General features: G+C 56.7%; 27 protein-coding genes. 3 read left to right on the top strand and 24 right to left on the bottom strand.

Features of this window, described 5'->3' with window-relative positions:
- Positions 1-6: 6 nt before the first annotated feature.
- A complete protein-coding gene (gene hisI, locus ACR0K5_RS06350) occupies positions 7-396 on the bottom strand; it encodes a phosphoribosyl-AMP cyclohydrolase (protein WP_480628871.1) in 390 nt (129 codons plus the stop codon).
- Between the two features lie 48 nt (positions 397-444).
- Between hisI and ACR0K5_RS06345 the strand changes: the two genes are divergently transcribed.
- Both ACR0K5_RS06345 and ACR0K5_RS06340 read left to right on the top strand, forming a co-directional pair.
- Positions 445-897, top strand: coding sequence for an iron-sulfur cluster assembly scaffold protein (locus ACR0K5_RS06345; RefSeq protein ID WP_480628870.1), 453 nt, complete (start codon positions 445-447; stop codon positions 895-897).
- Between the two features lie 58 nt (positions 898-955).
- A complete protein-coding gene (locus ACR0K5_RS06340) occupies positions 956-1,594 on the top strand; it encodes a MarC family protein (RefSeq protein WP_480628869.1) in 639 nt (212 codons plus the stop codon).
- A 183-nt stretch (positions 1,595-1,777) separates the two neighbouring features.
- Here the strand turns inward: ACR0K5_RS06340 and ACR0K5_RS06335 are convergent, their stop codons facing one another.
- The 5 genes from ACR0K5_RS06335 to sciP form a co-directional block, all read right to left on the bottom strand.
- Positions 1,778-1,900 (bottom strand): hypothetical protein, encoded by a 123-nt coding sequence (locus ACR0K5_RS06335; RefSeq protein ID WP_280922462.1) that lies wholly within the window; start codon positions 1,898-1,900, stop codon positions 1,778-1,780.
- Positions 1,901-2,012: 112 nt separating this feature from the next.
- Positions 2,013-4,103 carry an ATP-dependent DNA helicase RecG gene (gene recG / locus ACR0K5_RS06330; RefSeq protein WP_480628868.1) on the bottom strand — a complete coding sequence of 697 codons (2,091 nt, stop codon included), beginning with the start codon at positions 4,101-4,103 and terminating at the stop codon, positions 2,013-2,015.
- Positions 4,100-6,352, bottom strand: coding sequence for an NAD-dependent DNA ligase LigA (ligA, locus tag ACR0K5_RS06325; RefSeq protein ID WP_480628867.1), 2,253 nt, complete (start codon positions 6,350-6,352; stop codon positions 4,100-4,102). Before ligA ends, recG begins: the two co-directional genes overlap by 4 nt.
- Positions 6,353-6,475: 123 nt before the next feature.
- Positions 6,476-7,192 carry a response regulator transcription factor CtrA gene (gene ctrA, locus ACR0K5_RS06320; protein ID WP_267364745.1) on the bottom strand — a complete coding sequence of 239 codons (717 nt, stop codon included), beginning with the start codon at positions 7,190-7,192 and terminating at the stop codon, positions 6,476-6,478.
- Positions 7,193-7,278: 86 nt separating this feature from the next.
- On the bottom strand, positions 7,279-7,572 hold the full coding sequence (gene sciP / locus ACR0K5_RS06315) for a CtrA inhibitor SciP (RefSeq protein WP_480628866.1): 294 nt from the start codon (positions 7,570-7,572) through the stop codon (positions 7,279-7,281).
- A gap of 127 nt (positions 7,573-7,699) precedes the next feature.
- Here sciP and mnmA point away from each other — a divergent pair, with 127 nt between their 5' ends.
- Entirely contained in the window at positions 7,700-8,845 is a 1,146-nt protein-coding gene (gene mnmA, locus ACR0K5_RS06310) for a tRNA 2-thiouridine(34) synthase MnmA (RefSeq protein ID WP_480628865.1), read from the top strand.
- Here the strand turns inward: mnmA and ACR0K5_RS06305 are convergent.
- From ACR0K5_RS06305 to ACR0K5_RS06220, 18 genes are all read right to left on the bottom strand, one after another.
- Complete coding sequence (locus ACR0K5_RS06305) at positions 8,842-9,387, bottom strand: carboxymuconolactone decarboxylase family protein (protein ID WP_480628864.1); 546 nt, start codon at positions 9,385-9,387, stop codon at positions 8,842-8,844. The two genes, mnmA and ACR0K5_RS06305, sit on opposite strands and share 4 nt — an antisense overlap.
- A gap of 99 nt (positions 9,388-9,486) precedes the next feature.
- A complete protein-coding gene (locus tag ACR0K5_RS06300; RefSeq protein WP_480628863.1) occupies positions 9,487-10,062 on the bottom strand; it encodes a hypothetical protein in 576 nt (191 codons plus the stop codon).
- Positions 10,055-11,221, bottom strand: a complete 1,167-nt coding sequence (gene lpxB / locus ACR0K5_RS06295) for a lipid-A-disaccharide synthase (RefSeq protein WP_480628862.1) — start codon at positions 11,219-11,221, stop codon at positions 10,055-10,057. The genes ACR0K5_RS06300 and lpxB overlap by 8 nt, the downstream gene beginning before the upstream one ends.
- A complete protein-coding gene (locus tag ACR0K5_RS06290) occupies positions 11,221-12,015 on the bottom strand; it encodes an LpxI family protein (protein WP_480628861.1) in 795 nt (264 codons plus the stop codon). Before ACR0K5_RS06290 ends, lpxB begins: the two co-directional genes overlap by 1 nt.
- Positions 12,016-12,019: 4 nt before the next feature.
- Complete coding sequence (gene lpxA, locus ACR0K5_RS06285; protein ID WP_480628860.1) at positions 12,020-12,805, bottom strand: acyl-ACP--UDP-N-acetylglucosamine O-acyltransferase; 786 nt, start codon at positions 12,803-12,805, stop codon at positions 12,020-12,022.
- Complete coding sequence (gene fabZ, locus ACR0K5_RS06280) at positions 12,802-13,275, bottom strand: 3-hydroxyacyl-ACP dehydratase FabZ (protein ID WP_480628859.1); 474 nt, start codon at positions 13,273-13,275, stop codon at positions 12,802-12,804. Before fabZ ends, lpxA begins: the two co-directional genes overlap by 4 nt.
- A 73-nt stretch (positions 13,276-13,348) precedes the next feature.
- A complete protein-coding gene (locus tag ACR0K5_RS06275) occupies positions 13,349-13,846 on the bottom strand; it encodes an OmpH family outer membrane protein (protein WP_480628858.1) in 498 nt (165 codons plus the stop codon).
- Between the two features lie 87 nt (positions 13,847-13,933).
- Positions 13,934-16,294: an outer membrane protein assembly factor BamA gene (gene bamA, locus ACR0K5_RS06270; RefSeq protein WP_480628857.1), complete on the bottom strand. Its 2,361-nt coding sequence runs from the start codon at positions 16,292-16,294 to the stop codon at positions 13,934-13,936.
- 128 nt (positions 16,295-16,422) lie between these two features.
- Positions 16,423-16,551: a hypothetical protein gene (locus ACR0K5_RS06265; RefSeq protein WP_480628856.1), complete on the bottom strand. Its 129-nt coding sequence runs from the start codon at positions 16,549-16,551 to the stop codon at positions 16,423-16,425.
- 79 nt (positions 16,552-16,630) lie between these two features.
- On the bottom strand, positions 16,631-17,983 hold the full coding sequence (gene rseP / locus ACR0K5_RS06260) for an RIP metalloprotease RseP (RefSeq protein ID WP_480628855.1): 1,353 nt from the start codon (positions 17,981-17,983) through the stop codon (positions 16,631-16,633).
- Between the two features lie 4 nt (positions 17,984-17,987).
- A complete protein-coding gene (gene dxr / locus ACR0K5_RS06255) occupies positions 17,988-19,160 on the bottom strand; it encodes a 1-deoxy-D-xylulose-5-phosphate reductoisomerase (RefSeq protein WP_480628854.1) in 1,173 nt (390 codons plus the stop codon).
- Entirely contained in the window at positions 19,160-19,942 is a 783-nt protein-coding gene (locus ACR0K5_RS06250; protein ID WP_480628853.1) for a phosphatidate cytidylyltransferase, read from the bottom strand. The genes dxr and ACR0K5_RS06250 overlap by 1 nt, the downstream gene beginning before the upstream one ends.
- On the bottom strand, positions 19,939-20,670 hold the full coding sequence (locus ACR0K5_RS06245; protein WP_480628852.1) for an isoprenyl transferase: 732 nt from the start codon (positions 20,668-20,670) through the stop codon (positions 19,939-19,941). Before ACR0K5_RS06245 ends, ACR0K5_RS06250 begins: the two co-directional genes overlap by 4 nt.
- A 9-nt stretch (positions 20,671-20,679) precedes the next feature.
- The gene (gene frr / locus ACR0K5_RS06240; protein ID WP_480628851.1) at positions 20,680-21,243 is read right to left on the bottom strand and encodes a ribosome recycling factor; all 564 of its coding nucleotides are present in this window, start codon (positions 21,241-21,243) and stop codon (positions 20,680-20,682) included.
- Between the two features lie 182 nt (positions 21,244-21,425).
- Entirely contained in the window at positions 21,426-22,421 is a 996-nt protein-coding gene (acuI, locus tag ACR0K5_RS06235; RefSeq protein WP_480628850.1) for an acryloyl-CoA reductase, read from the bottom strand.
- A 105-nt stretch (positions 22,422-22,526) separates the two neighbouring features.
- Positions 22,527-23,630, bottom strand: coding sequence for a dimethylsulfoniopropionate demethylase (locus ACR0K5_RS06230; protein WP_480628849.1), 1,104 nt, complete (start codon positions 23,628-23,630; stop codon positions 22,527-22,529).
- Positions 23,631-24,158, bottom strand: coding sequence for a DinB family protein (locus ACR0K5_RS06225; protein ID WP_480628848.1), 528 nt, complete (start codon positions 24,156-24,158; stop codon positions 23,631-23,633). It lies immediately after the preceding gene.
- Complete coding sequence (locus ACR0K5_RS06220; RefSeq protein WP_480628847.1) at positions 24,158-24,862, bottom strand: DUF1326 domain-containing protein; 705 nt, start codon at positions 24,860-24,862, stop codon at positions 24,158-24,160. Before ACR0K5_RS06220 ends, ACR0K5_RS06225 begins: the two co-directional genes overlap by 1 nt.
- Positions 24,863-24,866: the final 4 nt, after the last annotated feature.

Genomic DNA, 24,866 nt, shown 5'->3' with positions numbered 1-24,866 from the left:
GTGCCCTTAGCCGATCGGGGCCATCAGTTCGGTCTCGTCCCCGTCCCGTACCGCCGTATAAAAACACGTCCGGCGGTTGGTGTGACAGGCCGCACCGGTTTGACGCACCAGTACCAACAGGCAATCGCGGTCACAATCGATCCGAAAATCCACCAGTTCCTGCACGTGACCCGAAGTCTCGCCCTTGATCCAGAAGGACTGACGCGAGCGCGACCAATAGGTCACCCTGCCCGTTTCCAGTGTCTTTTCAATGGCCTGGACATTCATCCAGGCCATCATCAGAACCTCGCCTGATGTATCATCCTGCGCGATCGCCGGAATCAACCCAGCGTCGTTATACTTCAAAGTCAATGGGTCAAACGCGGCGGGATCAGACATGACAAAAACCTTTTGCATCCGGTGGGCTGGCCACTATGTATGAGGAACACACGACGAGGGAAAGCCATGAGCGGCGAGAACGACCTGATTAAGCTGTATTCCGGGCGCATTCTGGCGCTGGCGGCAGACATTCCGCACCTGGACCGGCTGGAAGATCCCGATGCAACTGTCAAGAAACGTTCGCCGCTGTGCGGCTCGACCGTAACGGTTGATGTGAAGGTTCAGGACGGCCGGGTCATTGCCTTTGGGCAGGACGTGAAAGCCTGTGCGCTGGGTCAGGCGTCCGCTTCGGTGGTAGGAGACGCCATCATTGGCGCCACGCGTGCGCAGGTCGAAGCCGCGCGCGATCAACTGGCTGCCATGTTGAAAAAGGATGGCCCAGCCCCTGATGCACCGTTCGACGGCCTCGAAGTCCTCATACCCGCGCGGGACTATAAAAACCGGCACGCTTCAATCCTGCTGGCGCTGGATGCCACCGCCGAAGCCATGGCACAGGCGGAACAGGCGCATTGTGCCTGATCTTGGCAATTTGACATAAACCCGTTTACCCTCTGCTCAGATTTTTGGAGGGATGGGTTTGAATAATCTTCTTGAGCACTTTGTGACTCTTTGGGTCGTCATTGACCCGATTGGCACTATTCCTGTTTTCATAGCCGTCACTGCGGGACTTGAGGCCGCCGCCCGTCGCAAAACAGCTTTGTTGGCTTCGATAATAAGCGCTGGTGTCCTTTTGTTCTTCCTCGTGTTTGGGCAATTGCTGATCGAGGCGCTGGATATCGGTCTGAATTCATTTCAGGTCGCAGGCGGCATCATCCTGTTTCTGTTTGCGCTGACGATGATCTTTGGCGAAAGCAAACAGGATATCGAACAACGTCAGGCCGAAGAGGATCAGGAAGACAAGTATCATAAGCAGAACCCCGCGATATTTCCTCTCGCCGTACCTTCTTTGGCGTCACCCGGCGCGATGCTGGCGGTCGTGATCCTGACGGATAACCATCGATACAGTGCAGCAGATCAGGGGATCACCGCCTTGGTCATGCTGTCGGTGCTGATGGTTGCCTTTGTTCTTATGCTGCTGGCGGAACCGATCATTCGTCTGATTGGGCACTCGGGGGCGGCGATCATCAGCCGTATCATGGGGATGATCCTGGCCTCGGTCGCAGTCAATTCTGTTCTGTCTGCGATGCTTGAGATTTTCAAAACCGGACAGTTGTAAAAAAACCGCCGCACCTTCCGGGCGAAAGGGCGGCGGCAGGTATTGCGTGTCTCGCGTGGGGTCCGGATTACCGCACAGGGCCGAGGCGTGGCCCTTCAAGGGGTTTGGGACAGGTAGGTCACCCTTGACTGAAATGGGGATGACAGCGCGGTATTTTCGGCACGAGATCGCAGGCAGAAAGGCTTAGAATCCAACCGGAAGGTGAAGGGCGACCATCAGCATCACGACCAGAGACATCACACCCACCGCATCCTGCAGGATGGTCGATTGCGAACGGCTGAATACGGTCTTGATCTGGGTCAGCATAGGGTCACCTCCGGGCAGAGTTTTAATCCTTTGTTGACCTTTTGTTCTCATATTTACCCGAGTCGGTAAAGAACTTTTTGAGAACATTTGTGAACTTTTTGGAACTGCCCGTCTAACCCACTGAAATCAAACGGATCGCCTGATCCTGTTTCATCAACCACAAAAGAACGCGCACTGCGCGACCCCGGTCTGAGATCAGCTTGGGGTCCGCATTCAATAACGTCCGGGCATCAGACTGGGCCACAGCCATCAATCCTGCCTGACGCTCCAGATCGGCAATATGGAACTTTGGCAGGCCAGACTGCGCGGTTCCGATCAGATCCCCCGCCCCCCGCATTTCAAGGTCGGTTTCGGAGATGCGGAAGCCATCCTCCGTTTCGCGCAGAACCTCCAACCGCTTACGGCCCCCTTCGCTGAGCGGCGATTGGTACATCAGCAAACACGTCGATTCCGCGTCACCGCGCCCCACACGACCGCGCAATTGATGCAATTGCGCCAACCCAAAAATCTCGGCCCGTTCAATGACCATGATCGTAGCGTTGGGCACATTTACCCCAACTTCAATGACAGTCGTGGCGACCAGAACCTTGGTGTCACCGTTCTGAAATGCGGACATGGCCGCGTCTTTGTCGGCGGGCGGCATCTGTCCATGAACAAGCCCGACGACACCTTCGCCCAAAATGGCACGCAAGCGTTTGAAACGTTCTTCAGCAGCCGTCAGATCCGAGACCTCGGATTCGTCAACCAGAGGGCAGACCCAATAGCACTGCCGTCCCTCTCCAATCGCGCGACGCAGATGCGACACGACCTCATCCATGCGCTGCGTGCTGACAATTGCTGTCTTGATCGGTTTGCGCCCCGGCGGCTTTTCGTCCAGCACTGAAACATCCATATCGCCATATTGCGCCAGCGCCAGACTGCGTGGAATCGGTGTGGCGGTCATCACCAACACATCCGCACCCTGCCCTTTTTCCGACAGCTCCATCCGTTGCCGAACACCAAACCGGTGCTGTTCGTCGACGATGGCTAATCGCAACGCCTTAAATTCAACATCACTTTGAAACACCGCATGGGTGCCGACCAGAATATGAATATTACCCTGTTTCAGAGCCTCAAGCTTGGCGCGGCGTTCTGCACCCTTGTCGCGCCCAGTGAGCAGTTCCAGAACAACCCCGGCCTCTTCCGCTAACGGACGCAGCCCCTCAAGATGTTGGCGCGCGAGTATCTCAGTCGGGGCCATCATCACACCCTGCCCGCCGGCCTCAACCGCGACCAGCAATGCCATGAAGGCCACCAAGGTTTTACCCGCCCCCACATCGCCCTGCAGCAGCCGATTCATGCGGGATTCGGACGCCATATCGGCCGAGATTTCCTCGATTGCTCGGCTTTGAGCTCCGGTCGGGCGGTAAGGAAGGCTGGCTAGCACTTTCGATTGCAGCGCTCCTGTTCCAACGCTGACGACACCACGAGATTTCCGTTCCCGCTGCCGTGCCAGTGCCAGCGTCACCTGATGTGCGAAAAGCTCGTCATAAGCCAAACGCTGTCGCGCAGGCGAAAACGGCGCGACGTCATCTGCGCCTTGAGGATTGTGACCGGCACGGATGGCCGTGGCCCAATCCGGCCAGTTTTGCTGCACCACCTGCGCGGGGTCGATCCATTCCTCAAGCTGCGGTGCCCGGGTCAATGCGCTGCGGCTGGCCTTGAATGCCGTTTTCTGGGTCAACCCTTGTGTCAGATGGTAGACAGGTTCGAATTCCGGGATCTCACTGGCCTGTTCGACCGGTAGCATATGATCCGGATGCACCATCTGAGCCATACCGTCGAACAGTTCCAGCTTGCCCGAAACCACCCGGCGTGATCCCTGAGGCAACATTTTCTTCAGGTAGTCCCCGCGCGCATGAAAGAAAACCAGCTGGAAATCGGTCTGATTGTCTTCGACATGCACGCGGTAGGCCCCACCTTTGTTGCGCGGCGGCCTGTGTGCGCCAACAGTCACTTCAACGGTCAATGTGGCGGGCAGATCAGCGCCTTGAATCGTGTCGCGCCTACGCCGATCAACCACTGCGTATGGCAAACTAAACAATACGTCACGTGGACTTTCCACGCCAGTTTGCGCCATGACCTGCGCAGTTTTTGGGCCAACACCGTCCAGTGTCTCCAGACCCGCAAAAAGAGGGAAGAGCTGCTCGGGCCTCCCGCTCATGCGCCTTCGATCAGCTGCAGCCAGCCATCCTCATCCAGAGTTTCGATGCCCAGCTCTGCCGCCTTTTTTGCTTTCGATCCGGCTCCGGGGCCAGCGACCAGAATATCGGTTTTCTTGCTGACTGAGCCCGACACTTTCGCGCCCAACGCCTCTGCCCGTGCCTTGGCCTCGGCGCGGGTCATCTTTTCCAAGGTCCCGGTAAACACGACCGTCTTGCCCGCCACGGGGCTGTCTGATGCGGGCGCATCTGGCGCGATGATTGTCAATTCGTTTCGCAATGTGTCGAAGGCGCGTCTCTCTTCAACATTCGAAAACGCGTCTGACAGAGAAAGGCCAAGCGTTGCGCCGATCCCGTCGATTCCGATCAGTTCAGCCCAGGCTGCATTGGCATCGACCGCAACAAGAGCCGCGGAGATGGCCGCATCCCGAACTTCCTTGACACGTGCTCGGCGGCCTTCGGTCAGCGCGGCCGCCCGTTCGGCATCTTCCGCTTCATCCGCTTGCCGCTGAGCCAAAGCTGCGGGGCGTGCAGTGTCCAGTGCCTGCGCCATGGCATCCCAATCGCGGTAATACAGCGCGAGATCACGCGCACCGACCTCCCCCACATGTCGAATGCCCAAGGCAAACAACAGGCGCGCAAACGGAATGGTTCGCTTTTCGTCTATTGCGGCAAACAGGTTTCCGGCCGAGGTCTCCCCCCACCCATCCCGGTTCTTCAATCGCGCCAGATTTCCTTTGTCACGCTGTTCCAATGTGAAGATATCCGCAGGAGTATTAATCGGCAGGACCGGATCATCATAGAACATCTCGATCTGCTTTGCGCCCAGACCTTCTATGTCAAACGCCTTGCGAGAGACGAAATGTTTCAATTTTTCGACAGCCTGCGCCGGACAAATCAACCCGCCGGTGCAACGACGCACAGCGTCCCCTTCTTCGCGGATTGCTTCACTCTGGCATTCCGGACATTGGGTTGGAAAGACATAAGGCCCGGCATCAGCCGAGCGTTTTGCCAGATCGACATCCGCAACTTTCGGGATCACGTCACCTGCGCGATAAACCTGAACCCAGTCGCCGACACGAATGTCTTTGCCTTCGCGGATCGTGCCGCCTTTGGCATCGCGCCCGGCGATATAATCTTCGTTATGCAATGTGGCATTGGACACCACAACGCCGCCCACTGTCACCGGGTGCAAACGCGCTACGGGGCTGAGTGCGCCGGTGCGACCGACCTGAATGTCGATCGCCTCTAACCTCGTCCAGGCCAACTCTGCTGGAAATTTATGTGCAATCGCCCATCGCGGTGTTGTTGACCGGAACCCCAAACGCGCCTGAAGCGACAGATCATTCACCTTATAGACAACCCCATCGATGTCATATCCCAAGGTGGAACGTTGGGCTTCAATTTCCCGGTAATGCTCCAGCAAATCTCGGGTCGTTTCGCACAGACGGGTCAGAGAATTGGTTGAAAACCCAAGCGAATTCAGCCGCTTAATCGCCGCCATCTGCGAGTCGGCCAATGGGTTTGAAACCTCTCCCCAGGCGTAAGCGAAAAAGCGCAACGGGCGGGAGCGCGTGATTTCTGAATCCAATTGCCGCAAGGATCCAGCCGCGGCGTTGCGCGGGTTGGCAAAGGCCTTGCCACCTCGCTCGGCTTGCCGCGCATTCAATGCCTCGAAATCGGCGTGAGACATGTAAACCTCACCCCTGACCTCCAAGATGTCGGGCGCGTTCTTCAGCTGTTGCGGAATATCGGACACCGTGCGGGCATTGGCCGTTACATTCTCACCGACTTCACCATCTCCACGCGTCGCAGCCTGAACAAGGTGGCCGTTTTCATACCGCAAAGACAGGGACAGGCCGTCAATCTTGGGTTCGGCTGTAAAGGCAAGCTTTTCTCCGGCGTCAAGGCCCAGATATTTCCGGATCGATCTGTCGAAATCTACCACGTCCTCATCGTCGAAGGCATTGCCTAACGACATCATGCGCACGGCGTGCGTGATTTTCGTAAAACCGTCAGCAGGCTTCGCACCCACTTGATCCGACGGGCTGTCCATTCGTTTCAGATGTGGGAAGCGGGCTTCTATTTCAGCATTGCGGCGTTTGAGAGAATCATAGTCCGCATCCGACATGTCCGGCGCGTCTGCCGCGTGATACAGCTCATTTGCTTTCGACAACTCTTCGGCCAGACGCGCCAGCTCGGCACGCGCCTCATTTTCTGTCAGCTCTGATATAGAAATGGAGTTGCTCATGGCCTCGCCCTGTCACGCGTTCTTGGACCTCAGTGATAGGGCGAGGCCATGGCCAGGTCCAGACGTGCTGAGCCGTGAGTGCAAAGTGCCGCCCTGGACCACCGGCGGCACGGGAGGTTCAAATCAGAGCCCGACAGCCATCCGTGTTTCGTCCAGAGTGTTGCTTTGCGGGTCGCGCAGCACATAGCCGCGCCCCCAGACGGTTTCGATATAATTCTCACCGCCTGTCGCGTTGCTAAGCTTTTTGCGCAGTTTGCAGATGAACACGTCTATGATCTTCAGTTCGGGTTCGTCCATGCCGCCGTAAAGGTGATTCAGGAACATCTCTTTTGTGAGGGTCGTACCCTTACGCAAGCTGAGTAATTCCAGCATCTGATATTCCTTGCCGGTCAGATGCACCGTCTTGCCATCCACTTCCACGGTTTTCGCATCCAGATTCACCGCCACGCGCCCGGTGTGAATGATAGATTGTGAATGCCCTTTGGAACGGCGGATAATGGCGTGAATACGCGCCACCAATTCTTCGCGGTGGAAGGGCTTGGTCAGATAATCATCCGCACCGAATCCGAAGCCCTTGATCTTGCTGTCCGTATCATCGGCACCAGACAGGATAAGGATTGGCGTTTCCACCCTGGCGATCCGCAACTGGCGCAGCACCTCATGACCGTTCATGTCCGGCAGGTTCAGATCCAGCAAGATAAGATCGTAATCATAGAGTTTCGCCAGATCGATTCCTTCTTCGCCAAGATCCGTTGCATAGACGTTCAGGTTCGCATGCGTCAGCATCAGTTCGATGCTTTTGGACGTGGTCGGATCATCCTCGACAAGAAGTATGCGCATTTTTCACTGCTCCAATTCGGGTCAATAATTCCAATTAAAATTAAACCTGACCAAGATTGGTTAATCTGACGTTACCGTTGAATTATTTATTCACACTCTCCCTTAGGTTGTCGATACTTTTTTAGCGCCGTCGCTTTTAATGCCTCGACACCGTGTTCCGCGACCAGAGACACCCACCCGTTGAACTCTTCGTCGCTGATGCCGTATTTCTTTTTTGCATCGGACAGACTGATCAATCCGTAAAGCACTCCACGCACGACCAGAATCTTGCGTGAAACCACCCATCGCCGCGTGTTCGCGGGTGGCAAATCGGCGTGCGTCAAAATTGATCCATCCGGCAGTGCGACAGACCTTGGCCCTTCAACTTTGTGCAAATACATCGCTTTACCCTTCTTGCTGCACCAAAGCTGACACCAGCCTACTTAAGGTCGCGTGAAACCGCCCCTTGAGAGTGTGTAGAATTTTCCTATATTCTGCCGGTCTTTCTTAACCCGCACTGGAATCGTCATGGCCTTCGATACCGAGACACCGCTGAACTCGCTTGGCTTTGCCAAACCGCCCTCGGAAACGCGGGTCGTCGTGGCGATGTCGGGTGGCGTCGACAGTTCCGTTGTCGCGGCTTATCTGGCTGATCAGGGTTATGACGTGGTGGGGGTAACCCTGCAGCTTTACGATCATGGCGCGGCGCTGGCCAAGAAAGGTGCCTGTTGTGCCGGGATCGACATTCATGACGCGCGTCGCGTGGCTGAAGAGCGTGGTTTTCCACACTACGTTCTGGACTACGAGAACATCTTCAAGGACGCCGTGATTGACGAATTCGCGGATAGCTATCTGGCGGGCGCAACGCCCGTCCCCTGCATTCGGTGCAATGAGCGTGTGAAATTCAAGGACCTTCTGGAAACCGCCAAGGATCTTGAGGCAGACTGTATGGCCACCGGCCATTACATACAGCGTAAGATGGGTTCCAACGGCCCGGAGTTGCACAGCGCTGAGGACGTCAATCGCGATCAGTCCTATTTCCTGTTTTCGACCACTCCCGAGCAACTGGAGTTCCTGCGCTTTCCACTGGGCCATCTGCCGTCGAAAGATGCAACCCGTGAAATGGCGGCGCAATACGGTTTGGCGGTTGCGGACAAACCTGACAGTCAGGACATCTGTTTCGTTCCAGATGGCAACTACGCGAGCGTGATTGAAAAACTGCGCCCCGGAGCGGCCGAACCGGGCGAGATCGTGCACGCCGATGGTCGTGTCCTGGCCCAGCACGAAGGCGTTATCCATTACACGATAGGTCAGCGTCGGGGTCTGGGCATTGGCGGCCTGAGCGAGCCTCTTTACGTCGTGAAACTGGATGTTGATAAGAAGCAGGTCGTTGTCGGCCCAAAAGAGATGCTTGCAACACGCGTCGTTCCGGTGCGTGAGATCAACTGGCTGGGCGATGAACCGTTTACCTCGCGCGACGAATGGCATCTGTCAGTCAAAGTCCGTTCGACCCGCCCCCCGCGTGAGGCAATCGTTCGGCCGCTGTCGGATACCACTGCCGAGGTTGAGCTGCTGACACCCGAGGAAGGCATCTCTCCGGGTCAGGCCTGCGTGTTCTACGCGGGTGAAGGCAGCCGCATTTTTGGTGGCGGCTGGATCTGGCGTGGATATTAAGCCGAAACCGGCTCAACCTCGGATTCAATCTGAATCTGCAACGCATCGTTGAACCGGTTGAACGCACCGCACAAGGCGATGCGCCAGGTCAGTTCGACGATCTGAGCATCTGTGAACCACTCCCGCAGGTCCGCCACTTCGGCGTCACGCATGCGGCCCGACCGGGTCGTCACGGCTTCGGCATAGCGCACGACAGCCTTGTCACAGGCGTCCAGTTCCGGGTGACCTTCGACATCTGGCAGGCGCGCGGCTCCTTCCGCGCTCAGGCCGGCCACCGTCAGCAGCGGTGTGTGATGCGAGACGCAATAGTCACAGGCATTCAGTTTCGATACGGTCACCATGGCCAACTCCAGCGCACGGCGCGGCAGGTTCCCCTGTTCTCGCAGGGTTGTCAGCATTCCCGTGACATGATCCAGAACCGGCGGGCAATAAGCTGCCACGCGGGCCCAGTTGTCAAACGGACCATAGGCACCCAATGCCGCATGGGATGCGCGCGCGTCGACTGTCATTTCCTGATCCGACAAAGGAGGAATACGGGTCATGATGAAAGCTCCTTTTTTGGTTCAAGATACCTCGAACCCGTATCGCTGCAACAGCTGTGTAGAGATCACATATGCGAGACACAGTGCTTCCACTGCCTGTCAAATGATATCGGTGGGTGAGTTGAAGAGAATATAGAGCCCGACGCAGACCATGATGTATGGGGCAATCCGATCCAACCGGGCGACGCGCGGGCCAAGGCTTTTGGCACGTGGCGCACCCCATGCTGCGACCGCAACCAGACCGGCGGCCGCAATGACAGCGCCAACCAACGCTGCAACCCGATAAGACGGAGCCGAATCCGCAAGCAGAGGCGTCATAACGGCGAAGCTATCGATCGAGAGGCTCAGGAAAAGAGTCACAACAGAGGTCACGGCGCCTTTTGCCTCTGCGTCTTCGGATTCCGTCTTGCGAAATTGCTGCCAGATACCGCGCAAGCCAAACACCAGTGGGACAATTCCAAGATAGCCGATCCAAAACGGAAGACCACTTTGATTCAGGCCCACTGCCACGGTCATGGCTAAGGACAGAACGATTGCCTGAGCGACCGCAAAGCCCAGGATAGCGCGACGCTGCTCCATCACCAGGATCAAGCCCAACAAGACGGCCAGATTGTCAAGATTGGTCGAGACCATCGCGATCCCGGAAGAAACTGCAAACAGCGCGTGATCAAGCATTGCCTGACTGCATTCTGTTCAACACGGCCCGAGCCGCGCGCAAGCCAGGTGCTTCGCCACCCCGCCCTAACCGGTCCATGGTCAGGGTCATGGCTTGCTGCTGTGCGTCAGGTGCGTGGGCCACACTTCGTAAGGCACCGGCGATCTTTTGAGGCTGACAATCATCTAGCAGGCATTCCGGCACGGCGCGTGTTTCCGAGACCAGATTGACCAGTGTAACGGTGTCCAGCTTGACCATCCGTTCCGCCATTATCTGTGTCAGCCAGTTGAGTTTGTACGCAATGACCATTGGCGTGTTTTGCGCCGCAAGTTCCAGCGAAACCGTGCCCGAAGCCGCCAGCGCAAGATCTGCCGCTCCGAAGGCTGCGCGTTTATCGGCTGCGGCCTGCTCTGCCCCCATTTTGCGAGGGTCCAGCACCACGGGGTCGCCGGGCCATTTCGGCACCAAGTCATTTATCAGATCGGTTGTCGCACCTACGGTCGGGATCACCACGCGGTAGTTCGGGTGGTCATCGATAAACAACTGCAATGCGCCTTTGAATGAGGCCGCGAGACGTTCAATCTCACCACGCCGCGACCCGGGCAAAGCCAACAGGATCGGAGCGTCCCCCAGATCGAAGCGGTTCCGAAGGGCTGCGATCTCATCCGGCGAGGCAATCGGTTCGCCGACCACAGGATGACCGACAAAGTCGCACTCCATCCCTGCCCGCTCCATATATGGCGGCTCAAAGGGAAGAAGCGCCAGCACATGGTCGATGACCTTTGCCATCTTGTCGGCACGCCCCGGTCGCCAGGCCCAGACGCTGGGGGCGACATAATGCACGGTTCGGATCTTGCTGCCAGCCTTTACGATCTTGGCCACACGTAAGCTGAAATCAGGGCTGTCTATAGTGATCAGCACATCCGGTTTCGTATCCAGAACTGCCTGCGCGGTCTCAGATATCCGCCGTTTGAGATGGAAAAACTTTGGCAGAACTTCAACGAGCCCCATGACCGAAAGCTCCGACATGGGAAACCGGCTGACCAGACCCTGTGCCTCCATCAGCGGGCCGCCAATCCCGTCGAATTCAACATCGGGTATGAGGGTTTTCAACCCCTCCATCAGCGCGCTGCCCAACCGGTCGCCCGAAGGTTCACCGGCGACCAGAAAGACACGCATCAGACCGCCCGCTCGCGGATGTAAAGGAACAATCCCAGACGATTGCACTCTGCGATGACACGCTCTTTTTCCAGAACAAGAACACCGCCTTTTTCAAGAACGATCCCGGACAAGCCTGCCGCGACCGCATCGGTTACGGTTTCGGGCCCTATGGCGGGCAAATCAGCGCGTCTGTCCTGATCGGGTTTGGGGCCTTTGAACAGAATGCCTCCGCCTGCGTCAGGGCGTTGGGTCAGGGATTGCAACATCCACGCAGTGCCAAAAATCCCCTCGATGGCCAGCGCCTGCCTTTTGGACACGGCGCAAGCCTGTCCCGTATCTGCAGCCCCCATTGCCCGAAGAATACCTGCGGCGCGATCGGCGTCGGCCATGTCGGCCTCGGACGGTTGCGCTTCGGTCAGACAGCCCACAGGCGGTAACAAACCGGGTGCGATCTCATGCGCGGCCCGCACGTGTAGACCAGCATCCTCAAGAATACCGATCACGGCGCGTAAAGCACCGTCGTCTCCGGACATTATGGCCTTTTGGATTATCGGAACCAACGGCAATGTCGCTGCATCAATGCGGGATGGGTCGATGGGCGGACGTTGAACGGCACCCGCCAGACAAATCTCAGTCACGCCCCGCGTCTTGAGATCGGCGATGAAACTGCCCAATTGTTCCAGCGGAAACACGACATCCGCGGTCAGATTGTCGGGCAGAAACCCCTCCATTGCACAGACCAGAGGTCGGCCCGTCAACTGGGCGACCACTTCTGTCGGCAAAGCCCCGGTGCCCGCAATCAACGCAAGCATGATCCTATTTCCTCGGGGTCAGGAAGGATCGATCACTGTGGCCAGTGACAAAATCAACGATGCGCTGAACATAGTCGCTTTCGTTACCCTCACCAATCCGGCTGGCGCGATCCATAAAGGTACCGTCGCCGTCAGAGAGTTCCTTGAACGCAGCTCTCAGCGCCGAAATATCTTCTCGCGATACACCTTTGCGCTTGAGACCCACAAGGTTCAGGCCGTCCAGCTCACCCCTCGACGCTTGTACGAGGCCATAGGGAATAACATCCTTGGGTACCATCGTCAGCGCGCCAATGATCGCACCGCGCCCGACGCGCACCCACTGGTGCAGCCCCGAGATGCCGCCGACAATCACATCGTCTTCGACAATACAGTGACCTGCCGCACCTGCATGGTTGACCATGATCACGCGGTTGCCGATCTGAACGTCATGGGCCACGTGAACACCAGCCATCAGCAGGCAATCGTCGCCGATCCGCGTGACGCCTCCGCCGCCGTCGGTTCCGGTATTGATCGTCACATGTTCCCGAATGCGGTTGCGCTTGCCGATCTCGAGACGGGTGTTTTCGCCGCCGAATTTCAGATCCTGCGGGATTTCACCAATCACTGAAAAATTGAAGATTACGGAATCTTCGTCAATCGACGTGTCACCCGTCACAACCACATGCGACTTCAACTCGACCCGATCAGCCAGCTTCACCTGTGCGCCGACAAAGCAGAATGGACCGATGATGCAGTCCTCTCCGATCTGTGCGCCGTCTTCGACAATTGCACTGGGATGGACACCGCTCATGTTGTTTTTTCCATATCCCAGTCGACATAGGCCGAGAATTCCGCCTCGGCGGCCACTTCGCCTTCAACAGTGGCGCGGCCGCTGAATTTGAACAGCTTACCACCTTTTTTCCCGCGTACGGTTTCAACGTGCATTTCCAACACATCACCCGGCACAACCTTGCGGCGGAATTTGCACTTGTCGATGCTCATGAAGTAAATCAGCAGCTCGGTGTCGATGACATCCATCCCAACGCCCAGCATCACGCCGGCGGTCTGTGCCATTGCCTCAACAATCGTGACGCCCGGCATGATCGGTGTTCCTGGGAAATGCCCCTGAAAATGCGGCTCGTTCATGGTGACATTCTTGATACCGCGCGCCGACTGATAGCCCGAGATATCCACCACCTTGTCGACCAGCAAAAACGGATATCGGTGCGGCAGGATCCTCTGGATCAGCTGAATGTCGGCGCTTTTGGTTTCAGAGCTCATGATGCGGATATCCCGTTTTGGATGTTTCTTTTTTTGCGTGGTTAGCAATACAGCACCCCAAGAGCAAGCGAACCTATTCGCCCTGGCCCTCTTGCAACCCGCTTCCGTCACCAATCGCCGCGTTTATGCGGATGATTGCGGCCTCGGTGATGTCAGATGTGCTGACAACCACATTGGATCGTTCGATCATCACGCTGGCACCGAACTCTCGCAACAGATCGACAAGCACCGGGCGCACGATCTCGAAAAAGGTTTGTTGCGCTTCTTCGCTGCGCCGCGCCAGAACATCCAGCTTTGCCCTTTGCCCCTCACGATGGGACTGAACCTTGAGATCAAACGCCTCGGCCAGAGGGCGAAACTCGTCGGCCGGCAGAGTGGCACGCTGTTCCGTGAGTTCCTTTTCCTCGCGGCTCAGTTCCGCCACGATCCGTTCATTTTCTTCGGCCAGTAAAGCACTTTCCTTTTCGATCTCGCGCAAAACACGCTGTCCGAACGCCGACTTGGTAAACAGCTCTTCACTGGACAGGGTGACCACACTGGCTTGTGGCACACCAAGCTGCTGAGCACTCACCAAAGGGGCTGAGACGGTCGCCAAAAACGCACACAGGGCCCAAAGCGGGCCCCGTGTTCTGATAAGTAATCCGTTCAGCATCGCGGATCAGAACCGAGCCTGGATGGTCAGGTCAAAGTTCTGTTCCTTGTCGAAGTCTTCTTTTTTCAAGGCTTTCGAGAAATTGAACTGCAAAGGTCCGAACGGTGTTTCCCACAGAACCGACACACCAACAACGTGGCGAACGGATCCATCGGCACCAACGATGTTCGCACCGGCCGTGTTCACATCGTTGATGTTGTAGAGGTTGCCAACATCGTAGAACAGTCCGCCCCGCAGCCCCAGTTCTTCGGGCAATCCCAACGGGAAGTCGGTTTCGAACCGGGCAACCCAGTAGTAGTTTCCGCCGATGGCATCATCCTGGCCGTTGGACAAATCACGCGGGCCAAGACCAGCAGGTTCAAAACCGCGGAAAGTGTTGGGACCCAACACAAACCGGTCAATAGCCCGGCTGAAATCATTGCCTGTCCAGTTCAGGGCACCCAATTCCAGGGTTGCGCGCAAGACAACCTCTTCGTTCCAGACCCGGGTTTGCGCGATACCACGCGCTGTGGTCTTGAAGTACTTGTTGTCACCACCCAGACCCGCAGCATCGACACCAACTTCAAACAATACGCCGGAATTCGGGTCCAGACCGCCGCGACGGCTGTCATAGATGTAGGACAGACCCAATGAGCTGGTCGACCGTTCACCTTGTGCGATTTCAGAAGCAATCACAGCACCGTTGGCCTCGTTGTTCTGCTGGGTCATCTCGCTGCGATCCCAGTTATAGCGGACCCGAAGAGACGACAGTTCACCGACCGCGTAGGTCAGTTGCGGCGTAAAGAACAACCTGCTGGTGTCGTAACTTGCGAACCCGGAATTGGTAGCCGCCAAACCCAAACCAAGGTCAAAGCGCAGCTTGCGGCCCAGAAGATAGGGTTCGGTGAAATTAATTGTGTACTGTTCCGAATCCTGCGCGGTAGAGATCGCCACACCGAGGTTCTGACCACGACCCAGGAAGTTGGCTTCGTTCAAACCAATAGCAATTCCGAAACCGTCCGTGACCGAGTAGCTGCCGCCTAGGCTCAGCGAGCCGGTCGGCTGTTCTTCGACGTCCACATCCAGAATGACCTGGCTGGGCGACGACCCTTCGCGTGGTTCAACTTCTGCGACGGCGAAGAATCCCAGGGCATTGATCCGTTCCGCAGCCTGGCGGATTTCACGTGGGTTGAATGGGTCACCTTCGACAGTGTCAAACTGACGGCGGATCACGCGGTCCAGAGTGGTTGTATTGCCTTCGATATCGATCCGCTCAACAAAGATGCGCGGGCCTTTTGTCAGGACAAATTCGACATCCAAAGTCAGATCACGGTCGTTGCGCGTGACGCGCGGTTCGACCCGCAGGAAATCCACGCCTTGCTTCAGACCCAGACGTTCCTGCCGGGCAATCGAGTTTTCAACCAGCGTTGGCGTATAGGTCACGCCGGGTTTGATCTTCAGCGCGTCCTGATAAGGCGCAGCATCCACGCCCGGGATTTCGCTGACTGTCGTGATCTTCCCGAACGAGAATTTCTGACCTTCCGTTACATTCATCACCAGGAAAAACGCATCCCGTTCGCGGGTAAACTCGACGTTGGCGCTGTTCACGCGGAAGTCGACATAGCCTCGCGACAGGTAGAAATCGCGAATGACCTGTTTATCGAACTCGATGCGGTCGCCGATAAACGTGTCGTTTCGGAAAAATGTCCGCAGGAATGTCGCCTGCTTGGTTTCCAGAACCCGGCGCAAACGACGATCCGAATATGCGCGGTTACCGACAAAGCTGACACGTTCCACTTCAATGGTTGTGCCTTCAGCCACTTCAAAAACCAGATCGACCCGGTTGTCGCTGCGGCGAATGATCCGCGGGATCACAGTCGCGGCAACACGGCCCTGAGCCGAATACACTTCAGCGATCATATCAGCGTCAGCCTCGGCCACCTGCGGGGTAAAGACGCGGCGCGGCTGAGATTCGATAACGTCCAGTAGAACGTCGTCTTTGACACGGGCGTTGCCCTCGATGCTGATCTGGTTGATCGTCGGGTATTCCTGAACTTCGATGACCAGCGTAGAGCCGCGTGGCGTCAGTTCGACTGTTTCAAATACACCACTGTCAAGCAAACGCTGATAGGCATCGTTGAGCTGACCTGCCGTTACAGTCTGGCCCGGTTCGATTCCTGTCCGAGCGATGATTGTACCGGTTTCGATCCGGCGATTGCCCTCAACGTCAAACGAATTGATCGTAAAGTTCTGCGCCTGTGCCGCATGCGGAAAAGTCATTAAGCTCGCTGCAACAAAAAGGAAAAAAACCGTTAGCGCCTGCCACAAAATATTGTTTGTCGGCATTTGCTCCCCGCAGGATGTGCCCGCCCCTCGCCTGTCAGTCATTTTGTGCTCTACCCAGAATTTTTAGACTTTAATGCTGAGTAGCGGGATTGAATGAGCTTGTCAAAAGGCGAAATCAAAGCAATCAGGCAGACTGCTTTGCTATTCTTGGATGTCGATTTCAGTTAGAATCACATAGTCGCCAAATAGGCGGCGCCTGCCATCGCCAATGCCGTGACCGCAAAGCTCAGCAGAACATCCCAATTCAACACGAACAGGAAGCTAAAGCTCTGGTACGATTTTTTCAGCGTAGTGGTCATGACTATTCCCTCGGACGCAACAAAGAGTAACGCCAGATTGAGGCAATATTGCGGCTCAAATTAGCGTTACGCGCCACAATCAACAGAACAGGTCGTTACTCACTGAGAACAGCATAAGGGTCAGGATAAGGGTGATCCCTACCCCCATAAGCACTCGCAGGGCTCCGTCGCTGGGTGGTTTTCCGGCGATGGCTTCATAGGCATAGAACACAAGATGCCCGCCATCCAGTGCCGGGATCGGAAACAGGTTCAACAATCCGACCGCTGTCGACAGCACCGCGATGAAGAAGATGAAGTTCTGCGCCCCCTGGCTGGCCATTGCACCCGAGGTTTCGGCAATTCCGATCGGCCCCGAGATGTTGCAGGTACTGATCGCACCCGTCACCATGTGCCACATGCCTGACAGGGAGCCTTCGATGATGCGACCCGTCTGTCTGACACCACCCGTCAGTGAATCCAGAATACCAGCCGGTTCGGTTGCCGGTTCCAGCATCATACCCCCGATGATTCCAATCCGCCAATGCGTGACAAACCCCCCTTCCGGCTGCGGTTCATCCGTGCGCCGTGGTGCCAATGCGAATTCCAGTTCAGTTCCGTCCCGCCAGACTTCCAGCAGCAGGACCCGGCCGTCAGACCCTTCGACAAAGTCCTTTAACTGGTCGAACGCAAAGATCGGCTCACCATTCACCGAGGTGATGACATCCCCTTGTTTAAGATCAATATCCATGGCCGCACTGCGTGGGGCCACCTGACGGATCAGTGGCGGGAACATCCAGGGTGCCTGAACATCCAGGGTTTTACCGTCCCGGATCACCGTATAGTCCAGAACCGGCTCGACCGGCAGAGCAGCAATGAAGTCCTGCCAGTCCCCTTCTTCATCATAGTCCGGCGTTGGAATGCCAGCGATGGCCGTGATCACATCGCCTTCCCTCAACTCCTGCTGAGTGCCCGGCAATGGCTGCAACGAGCCTACTGTCAGCGGCTCTCTCGATACCCCTTGTGACCAGAAGATCAGGCCAAAGACCACAATAGACATGGCAAAATTGAAGATTGGCCCAGCCGCGACCGTTGCGGCCCGCGCCCACAAAGGAGCGCCGTGCATGGTTCGGCGCAGCTGTTCCGGGCTTTGTGTTGCGATGCCTTCCATCGCTTCTTCGTCCTTGCCCGATGCGGCGTTGGCGTCGCCAAGGAACTTTACGTACCCCCCAAACGGCAGCAACGCGATCTGCCACCTGGTTCCACGCTTGTCCAAACGGCTCCAGAGAACCGGACCGAAACCGATCGAAAAGACCTCGGCATGGATACCGGACCAGCGTCCCACAATGTAGTGGCCATATTCGTGCACCGCGACGATAACCGACAACGCGATGACAAACGCAACAATCGTCCAGAGAAGATTGCCAAATTGCGGGATTAGGGAAAGTACGTCCAAAATTTTATCCTGCTCGTTCCACCACAGTGTTATCGACCCATTGACGTGCCAGATGGTCGGTTTGCTGTACGTTATCAAGGGTCATCGGGGCATCTATAAGGTTGTCTGACGCGTCAAACCTGTCCAGAACAGCGGCGACAGCGTCAGCCATATCCAGAAACCCGATCCGGCGTGCAATAAAATGGTCGAGCGCGCGTTCTTTGGCGGCGTTGAAGACAGCCCCCGCAAGACCACCACGTTCCATCACGTCCCAAGCAAGCTTTAGTGCGGGATAGCGCGCCAAATCTGGTTCATTGAAACGCAATTGCCCCAGTTTCGCCAGATCAAGCCTTTGAATCGGCAGTTCGCGTCTTTCAGGCCAATGCAGCGCATATCCAATTGCGTGGCGCATATCCGGTGACCCCATATGGGCCATAACAGCGCCATCCCGGTAACCGACCAAAGCATGCACAATGGATTCCGGGTGAACCAGAACTTCGATCTGATCCAAGGTAACACCAAAGTACTCTTTTGTTTCTATGACTTCCAGTGCCTTGTTGAACATAGATGCGCTGTCGATTGTGATACGCTGCCCCATATCCCAATTCGGGTGGCTCGAGGCTTGTTCAACAGTCGCGTTAGCCAGGTCACGCAGAGGCCAATCACGGAACGCGCCACCGCTGGCCGTGATAATCACACGCTCGACCGTTTCGATGTCCTCACCGACCAAAGCCTGAAACACCGCCGAATGCTCGCTGTCGACAGGCAGCAACCGCGCGCCATGCCGTTTGGCCGTTTCCAGAACCAATGATCCGGCGCAAACCAGCGTCTCTTTGTTGGCCAGAGCCAGCGTCGCCCCCTGCCGCAAGGCTTCGATGCCCGGAGCCAGCCCCGCTGACCCGACAATGGCCGACATGACCCAATCCACGGGCCGTGCAGCAGCTTCTTCAATAGCTTTAGCGCCAGCGGCGGCCTCAACGCCACTGCCCGCCAAGGCAGATCTCAGATCGTCCAGTCGGTTTTCATGAGCCGTGACAGCCAGATCAGCGCCCAGCCGGCGCGCATCATCCGCAAGCTTTTGAATATTGGCGCCACCTGTCAGCGCCACAACGTCATACTCAGACGGCGCGCGTGCAATCAGATCGATCGTATTCTGCCCAATCGATCCTGTGGCCCCAAAAATAGAAACCCTTCGCATTACATTTCACCCGGCGAATAAATCAGCCCTGCGATCAGAACAAACAGCGCGGCGCCCATCATGCCATCAAACCGGTCAAGAAAGCCTCCATGCCCCGGGATCAGGTTCGAACTGTCCTTGACCCCAAACTTACGTTTGACCGCGCTTTCGACAATATCACCAGCCTGACTGGCCATTGAAGCCAAAACCGAAACAGCGACGAAAGCGAATCCGAACCCGGCCTGGCTTGCAAACACAGCGCCTACACACGCAGCGGCAGCCCATCCACCGGCCGTTCCCGACCATGTCTTTTTCGGACTGACTTTGGGCCAGAACTTCGGTCCGCCAACCGCTTTGCCCACGAAATAGCCCGCAACATCCGTGGCAACCACGACTGCGATCAGCCAAACCATCCAGCCAAACCCGGAATTTTCCCGGATCGAGATAAAGCCAAGACCAGCCCCGACAATCCAGACGGCAAACAGGCCAAACAGAACCTTCGAACGACTGACCTGCCCCACCCCTACGAGCGCCGGTGCAAGCACGACCGGTAAAGTGTAAACCGGTGGTAGATGATAGCTGAGAACAACAGCGGCGCTTGTCAGAATCCCCAACTGCACGGCCACGCCCCGGCTCTGCGGGTCGATCATCCGAACCAGTTCCCACGTCATCAGGCCACAGGCTGCAGCAATGAAAGTTTCGAACCACAAACCGCCAAGCCAGACTTCGATTGATCCGATTACGACCAGAACTGCAGCAGAAAGGACCCGTGTTGTCAGGTCAGACCATCGGCCTTCACTCATGCCAGAACCGCTCCGAACCGCCGGTCTCTTGAGCCGTAATTCTGGCACAAGCGGGCCAGTTCAGCAGCAGTGAAATCCGGCCAGAGTGTATCGATGAATTCATATTCCGAGTAAGCCGATTGCCACAGAAGAAAGTTTGAAATCCGCGCCTCTCCGCTGGTCCGGATCACCAGATCCGGATCTGGAAGAACACGTGTATCCAAATACTTAGGCAAGGTTTCTTCATCCACCTCTTCGGGTTTCAGCCTTCCCTCAGCCACATCCCGCGCTAAACGTTTGGTGGCACGCGCAACCTCATCGCGCCCCCCGTAGTTCAGCGCGACCGTCAAATGAACAAGATCGTTGTTTTTGGTTTCTTCTTCCAGCGAATCCATCAACTCGGTCAGCTTCGAATCCAACCGGACCCGGTCACCGATAAACCGGACCCGGATACCATTATCCGCAAGTGTCCGGGTTTCCTTGATGATATAGCGCCGGAACAGGTTCATCAGACCTGCCACTTCGACCTGGGTCCGCTTCCAGTTCTCGGTCGAAAAAGCAAACACTGTCAGATACTTGATCCCTAGACCCGGGCAGGCTTCGACAACCTCCCGAACACGCCGCGCACCGGCATGATGTCCGAACAGCCTGGGACGACCACGCGCCTGCGCCCAACGGCCATTACCATCCATGATAATAGCCACGTGGCGCGGGCCGGAAACCGGTTCGGATTGGGGATCTTTTGGCATCAGCCCTGCTCAGACCTGCATGATTTCGGCTTGCTTGGTTTCGAGCGCCGTATCGACGGTCTTGATCATCTCATCTGTCAGATCCTGAACTTCACTTTCCCACAGCTTCTGGTCATCTTCCGACATTCCGTCCGCCTTGGCCTTCTTGATCTGGTCCATGCCGTCGCGGCGCACATTTCGGATCGCAATACGCGCGCTTTCCGCATATTGACCGGCTACTTTGGTCAGTTCACGGCGACGTTCTTCGTTCAACTCTGGGATCGGCAGCATGATGATTGTGCCATTGAGCTGCGGATTGATTCCCAAGCCACTTTCCCGAATCGCCTTTTCCACCTTTCCAACCAGTGACTTATCCCAGACATTTACAGTGACCATACGCGGCTCGGGCACGTTCACTGTACCTACCTGGTTGATTGGCGTCATAGAGCCGTACGCATCAACCATGACAGGCTCAAGCATCGAAGCCGAGGCGCGCCCCGTTCTCAGCGACGCAAATTCAGTTTTCAGATTGGCCATGGCGCCATCCATGCGGCGCTGCAGATCATCGGTGTCCAGTTCGAAGTCGTCAGACATGCTGCTCACTCCCCGTATTCAGGTACTCTTTGGATGGGTCTTACGCCATCGTTATTGGGATGTATAGCAATCATGGTCGGGAATTGTGTCAATGGCCAGAGGTGTTGCGACCATTTTGTGCCAACTTCGCCGTCCCAAACCTGGCCGAGTGCGTCCGGCCAGGTTCGGATCAAGGTTCAGCCTCAGGCGTTCACATCGACAACGACGCGACCCTTGACCTGCCCTTTCAGAATATCTGCGCCCAGTCGCGGCAGATCTGACAGTGCCGCCGGTTTTACCATTGCCTCCAGCTTGTCCATCGGCAGATCCGTGGCGATGCGCTTCCACGCACGCACCCTGTTGTCAAAGGGCTGCATAACACTGTCGATGCCCAACAGATTCACACCGCGCAGCAGGAACGGAATCACCGTCGCAGGCAATGCGGCACCACCGGCAAGGCCAACTGCGGCAACGGAACACCCGTATTTCATCTGACCCAGAACACGCGCCAACATATCGCCGCCCACTGCGTCCACACAGCCGGCCCAGGTTTCGCTTTCCAGTGGGCGTTTGGTGGTTTCATTCAACTCTTCACGTGGCACAATCGTCGTCGCACCCAGGGATTTCAGGTATTCACCGGTTTCGGGACGCCCGGTTACTGCGGCAACCTCATACCCCAAATTGCCGAGAATGGCCGTGGCCACCGACCCGACGCCGCCCGCGGCTCCGGTCACCAATACCGGGCCTCGATCCGGGGTCAGCCCGTGATCCTCCAGCGCCATGACCGCCAGCATAGCGGTAAGCCCTGCTGTGCCCACGGCCATGGCCTGACGCGCGTCCAGCCCTTCGGGCAGCGGCACCAGCCAATCGGCCCGCGCGTTGGCTTTTTGCGAGTAGCCACCCCAATGCGCCTCACCCACACGCCAACCGGTTAGAACGACGTTGTCACCGGGTTTATAGCGATCATCCGAAGAGGCTTCGACTGTGCCCGCGTAGTCAATGCCGGGCACATGCGGATAGGCCCGCACCAACCCGCCACCTTTAGGAGACAGGCACAGCCCGTCCTTGTAGTTCACGGTTGAATATTCAACCGCCACAGTCACTTCCCCCTGCGGAAGATCATCCAGCGAAAGCGGCCTGACCGACGCGCTCGCCAGCCCGCTCTCTTCGTCCTTGTCCATCACCAGAGCATTGAACATTCATCGAATCCTTTCGTGTTTCTGCGACTGGTCCAGTCTTTCATCTGGCCCAAAAAATACCTCGGGGGAGCCGCACAGCGACGGTGGCAGCTTCCCCAAGCCCCTTTAAATCCAGAAATGCGATTGCACGGTTGCACGACGCATCCCATCTGGTGTTTCTACGTCCAGTTCCGTGCCAGCATCCCAATGGCTCAAGCGCACCATACCGATGGCGACGTTGGTTTCAAAATCCGGAGACCAGGCCGCCGAAGTCACCTGCCCTACACGCTTTCCGTCCGCAAACAGCCCCCAGGGTCGATCGCAACCGGGCACCGGATCACCGGCAATGGCAATCGGTCGAACTTGCTGCACGGGGCCCTCTTTGGCGACGCGCAACAGTGCATCCCGACCGATGCAGCCGATCGCGGTATGGGTGTTGCAGAACTTACCCAACCCGCATTCATGCGGTGTGTTGTCGTCGGTCATATCATTGCCATACGACAACAGACCGCCCTCGATACGTTCAATCAGGTTTGGACAACCCGCCCGCACCTGCAAGTCTTCTCCCGCTGCAAACAGAGCGTTCCACAAAGGCATACCGATGTCGCTGCCTTCCACATAGATCTCGAACCCGCCCTGTTTGGAATAGCCCGACCGCGCTACGGCAAGATCCCGCCCTTCAAACTCGAACATATCGAATCTAAAGAAACGGATGTCCCGCACCCGATCCCCAAAGACACGCGCCATAAGCTCGTCTGCCTTGGGTCCCTGAACAGCAAGCGGAGACACATCCGGTTCATCCACCAGCACATCTAAACGATACCCGACTGCGATCCCTTTGACCCAAAGCAGCAGATCACTGTCAGCAATCGAAATCCACCAACGGTCTTCCGACAATTTCACCGCCACCGGATCGTTCAGCATACCTCCGGTTTCATCCACGATAGGCACATAGAAACACTGCCCCGGCAACATTCCCCGCAAATCACGCGGAGTCAGCATCTGCATCAGGCGCGCTGCATCGGGGCCGCGCAATTCGACCTGCCTTTCACACGCGACGTCCCAGACTTGAACATGAGTCTTCAGATGCCGGTAATCGGCTTCGACGCTTTCGAAAACAGTGGGCAACAACATACGGTTATACACAGTATAACCTTTTACCCCAGCGACTTCGACTCCTTCAGAAAACGGAGTGCGCCGCAGACGGCGAGAGGGGGAAATCAGCGGCACTCAAACCTCCTCCGGCATAAATACTAGATCACTGACGGGCGCTTCAGACCCTGCCTCGGTCAGCATCTTGTGCAATTGTCCCCTGTGATGGGTCTGATGATTGAAAAAGTGGATCACGCAACGCGCGTAAGGAAGGGTGATATCCGCCTCTTTCGCGGCCGAGTACCACGTGAACGGCCTTGTCAGCGGCTCATCCCCCAAACTGTCAGCCCACTGGAGGATTCGCGCGTCAATCTTTTCCCTCAGTGGCAGCCAACTGGACAGGTCCGGGCACAGGTACACGCTTTCATGAATACCGCCGCCCGACTTGTGAATGTTGCTTTCCGGACCGTCGCGCTTTTCAAAACGAGACATCCAGATCCAATCACCCCACAGCAAATGGTTGGCCGTGCCCAAGATCGAGCTGAAGAATGCCCCGCGTTCAAGGATCAGCTCCTTGTGGGTCATCGCTTGCAGAAACTCCGCCAACTGTTTGTTTTGCCAGTGATTGTAGTGCGCCATTTCACGCGCGTATGCGCCGGTTATCATCACTTGGGCCCATGCCAGTCGATGGGGCAGATTTCGGCCGACTTGCCGCCAAAGTCCCAAACACGGCCATAATCGCGAACTTTGGATTTAGTGCCTCGCGCCACGATTATGTCGGGCCCCATCCAGTACTTCGAGTTGGAAACCATCACGGGATGTTCAGGGTCTTTGCCGCCCAGCATCTCGATTTCGCCCTGAATCTTGCGACCGATCATTATACGGCGTTTAGTGCCGTCGCGCTCAATCTGGACCGGAGCACGTTCCGCGCCGATGATCTCGCTGACCAACATGGTAAACAGCCCGGTAGTTCCACCCGCCTGCCCGCTGAAGATCTGCAGCAACCCGTTATAGGCTTTGCCACTGGCGCGCTCATCAACGTAAGCGGCCACCTTCCATTGGCCCTCACCCATGCGGCCCGGAATATCGACCAGCAGACCGACATTCAGCCCCGAAAGGTCCTCGCCTTCATAATGGCCTTCATCAACGATTATACCCATCCACGCATGACAATGGCCTTCAGTCGGAGGGTGCGCACCCAGCGACACGACACACGGGCAGAAAACATCGCACGAGCAGTTCAGGATCAACTCACCTTTGATAGCCCACTCTGTCGGGCTCATCTCACGGCGCTTGGGATTGGGCATCCGGCTGTCGATCCGTTGGCTGATAGGCAGCCGGTCGGCTTCTGGTTTTCTGTTTTTAGCCATTGGT

This window comes from Ruegeria sp. AB9 (assembly GCF_056542585.1).
Note: the sequence above shows the minus strand (reverse complement) of the source record. Positions and strands in the feature narration are given on the sequence as shown.

Excerpts from the sequence above, each read along its gene's own strand:
- lpxA (WP_480628860.1), bottom strand. The coding sequence starts at position 12,805 with ATGAGCGGTGTCCATCCCAGTGCAATTGTCGAAGACGGCGCACAGATC.
- ACR0K5_RS06245 (WP_480628852.1), bottom strand. The coding sequence starts at position 20,670 with ATGCCAAAAGATCCCCAATCCGAACCGGTTTCCGGCCCGCGCCACGTG.
- ACR0K5_RS06300 (WP_480628863.1), bottom strand. The coding sequence starts at position 10,062 with ATGCTTGATCACGCGCTGTTTGCAGTTTCTTCCGGGATCGCGATGGTC.
- ctrA (WP_267364745.1), bottom strand. The coding sequence starts at position 7,192 with ATGCGCATACTTCTTGTCGAGGATGATCCGACCACGTCCAAAAGCATC.
- hisI (WP_480628871.1), bottom strand. The coding sequence starts at position 396 with ATGCAAAAGGTTTTTGTCATGTCTGATCCCGCCGCGTTTGACCCATTG.
- recG (WP_480628868.1), bottom strand. The coding sequence starts at position 4,103 with ATGAGCGGGAGGCCCGAGCAGCTCTTCCCTCTTTTTGCGGGTCTGGAG.
- fabZ (WP_480628859.1), bottom strand. The coding sequence starts at position 13,275 with ATGAGCTCTGAAACCAAAAGCGCCGACATTCAGCTGATCCAGAGGATC.
- ACR0K5_RS06220 (WP_480628847.1), bottom strand. The coding sequence starts at position 24,862 with ATGGCTAAAAACAGAAAACCAGAAGCCGACCGGCTGCCTATCAGCCAA.
- ACR0K5_RS06225 (WP_480628848.1), bottom strand. The coding sequence starts at position 24,158 with ATGATAACCGGCGCATACGCGCGTGAAATGGCGCACTACAATCACTGG.
- ligA (WP_480628867.1), bottom strand. The coding sequence starts at position 6,352 with ATGAGCAACTCCATTTCTATATCAGAGCTGACAGAAAATGAGGCGCGT.
- ACR0K5_RS06250 (WP_480628853.1), bottom strand. The coding sequence starts at position 19,942 with ATGAGTGAAGGCCGATGGTCTGACCTGACAACACGGGTCCTTTCTGCT.
- bamA (WP_480628857.1), bottom strand. The coding sequence starts at position 16,294 with ATGACTGACAGGCGAGGGGCGGGCACATCCTGCGGGGAGCAAATGCCG.
- dxr (WP_480628854.1), bottom strand. The coding sequence starts at position 19,160 with ATGCGAAGGGTTTCTATTTTTGGGGCCACAGGATCGATTGGGCAGAAT.
- sciP (WP_480628866.1), bottom strand. The coding sequence starts at position 7,572 with ATGTATTTGCACAAAGTTGAAGGGCCAAGGTCTGTCGCACTGCCGGAT.
- ACR0K5_RS06335 (WP_280922462.1), bottom strand. The coding sequence starts at position 1,900 with ATGCTGACCCAGATCAAGACCGTATTCAGCCGTTCGCAATCGACCATC.
- ACR0K5_RS06265 (WP_480628856.1), bottom strand. The coding sequence starts at position 16,551 with ATGACCACTACGCTGAAAAAATCGTACCAGAGCTTTAGCTTCCTGTTC.
- lpxB (WP_480628862.1), bottom strand. The coding sequence starts at position 11,221 with ATGCGTGTCTTTCTGGTCGCCGGTGAACCTTCGGGCGACCGGTTGGGC.
- mnmA (WP_480628865.1), top strand. The coding sequence starts at position 7,700 with ATGGCCTTCGATACCGAGACACCGCTGAACTCGCTTGGCTTTGCCAAA.
- ACR0K5_RS06345 (WP_480628870.1), top strand. The coding sequence starts at position 445 with ATGAGCGGCGAGAACGACCTGATTAAGCTGTATTCCGGGCGCATTCTG.
- ACR0K5_RS06305 (WP_480628864.1), bottom strand. The coding sequence starts at position 9,387 with ATGACCCGTATTCCTCCTTTGTCGGATCAGGAAATGACAGTCGACGCG.
- ACR0K5_RS06290 (WP_480628861.1), bottom strand. The coding sequence starts at position 12,015 with ATGCTTGCGTTGATTGCGGGCACCGGGGCTTTGCCGACAGAAGTGGTC.
- frr (WP_480628851.1), bottom strand. The coding sequence starts at position 21,243 with ATGTCTGACGACTTCGAACTGGACACCGATGATCTGCAGCGCCGCATG.
- acuI (WP_480628850.1), bottom strand. The coding sequence starts at position 22,421 with ATGTTCAATGCTCTGGTGATGGACAAGGACGAAGAGAGCGGGCTGGCG.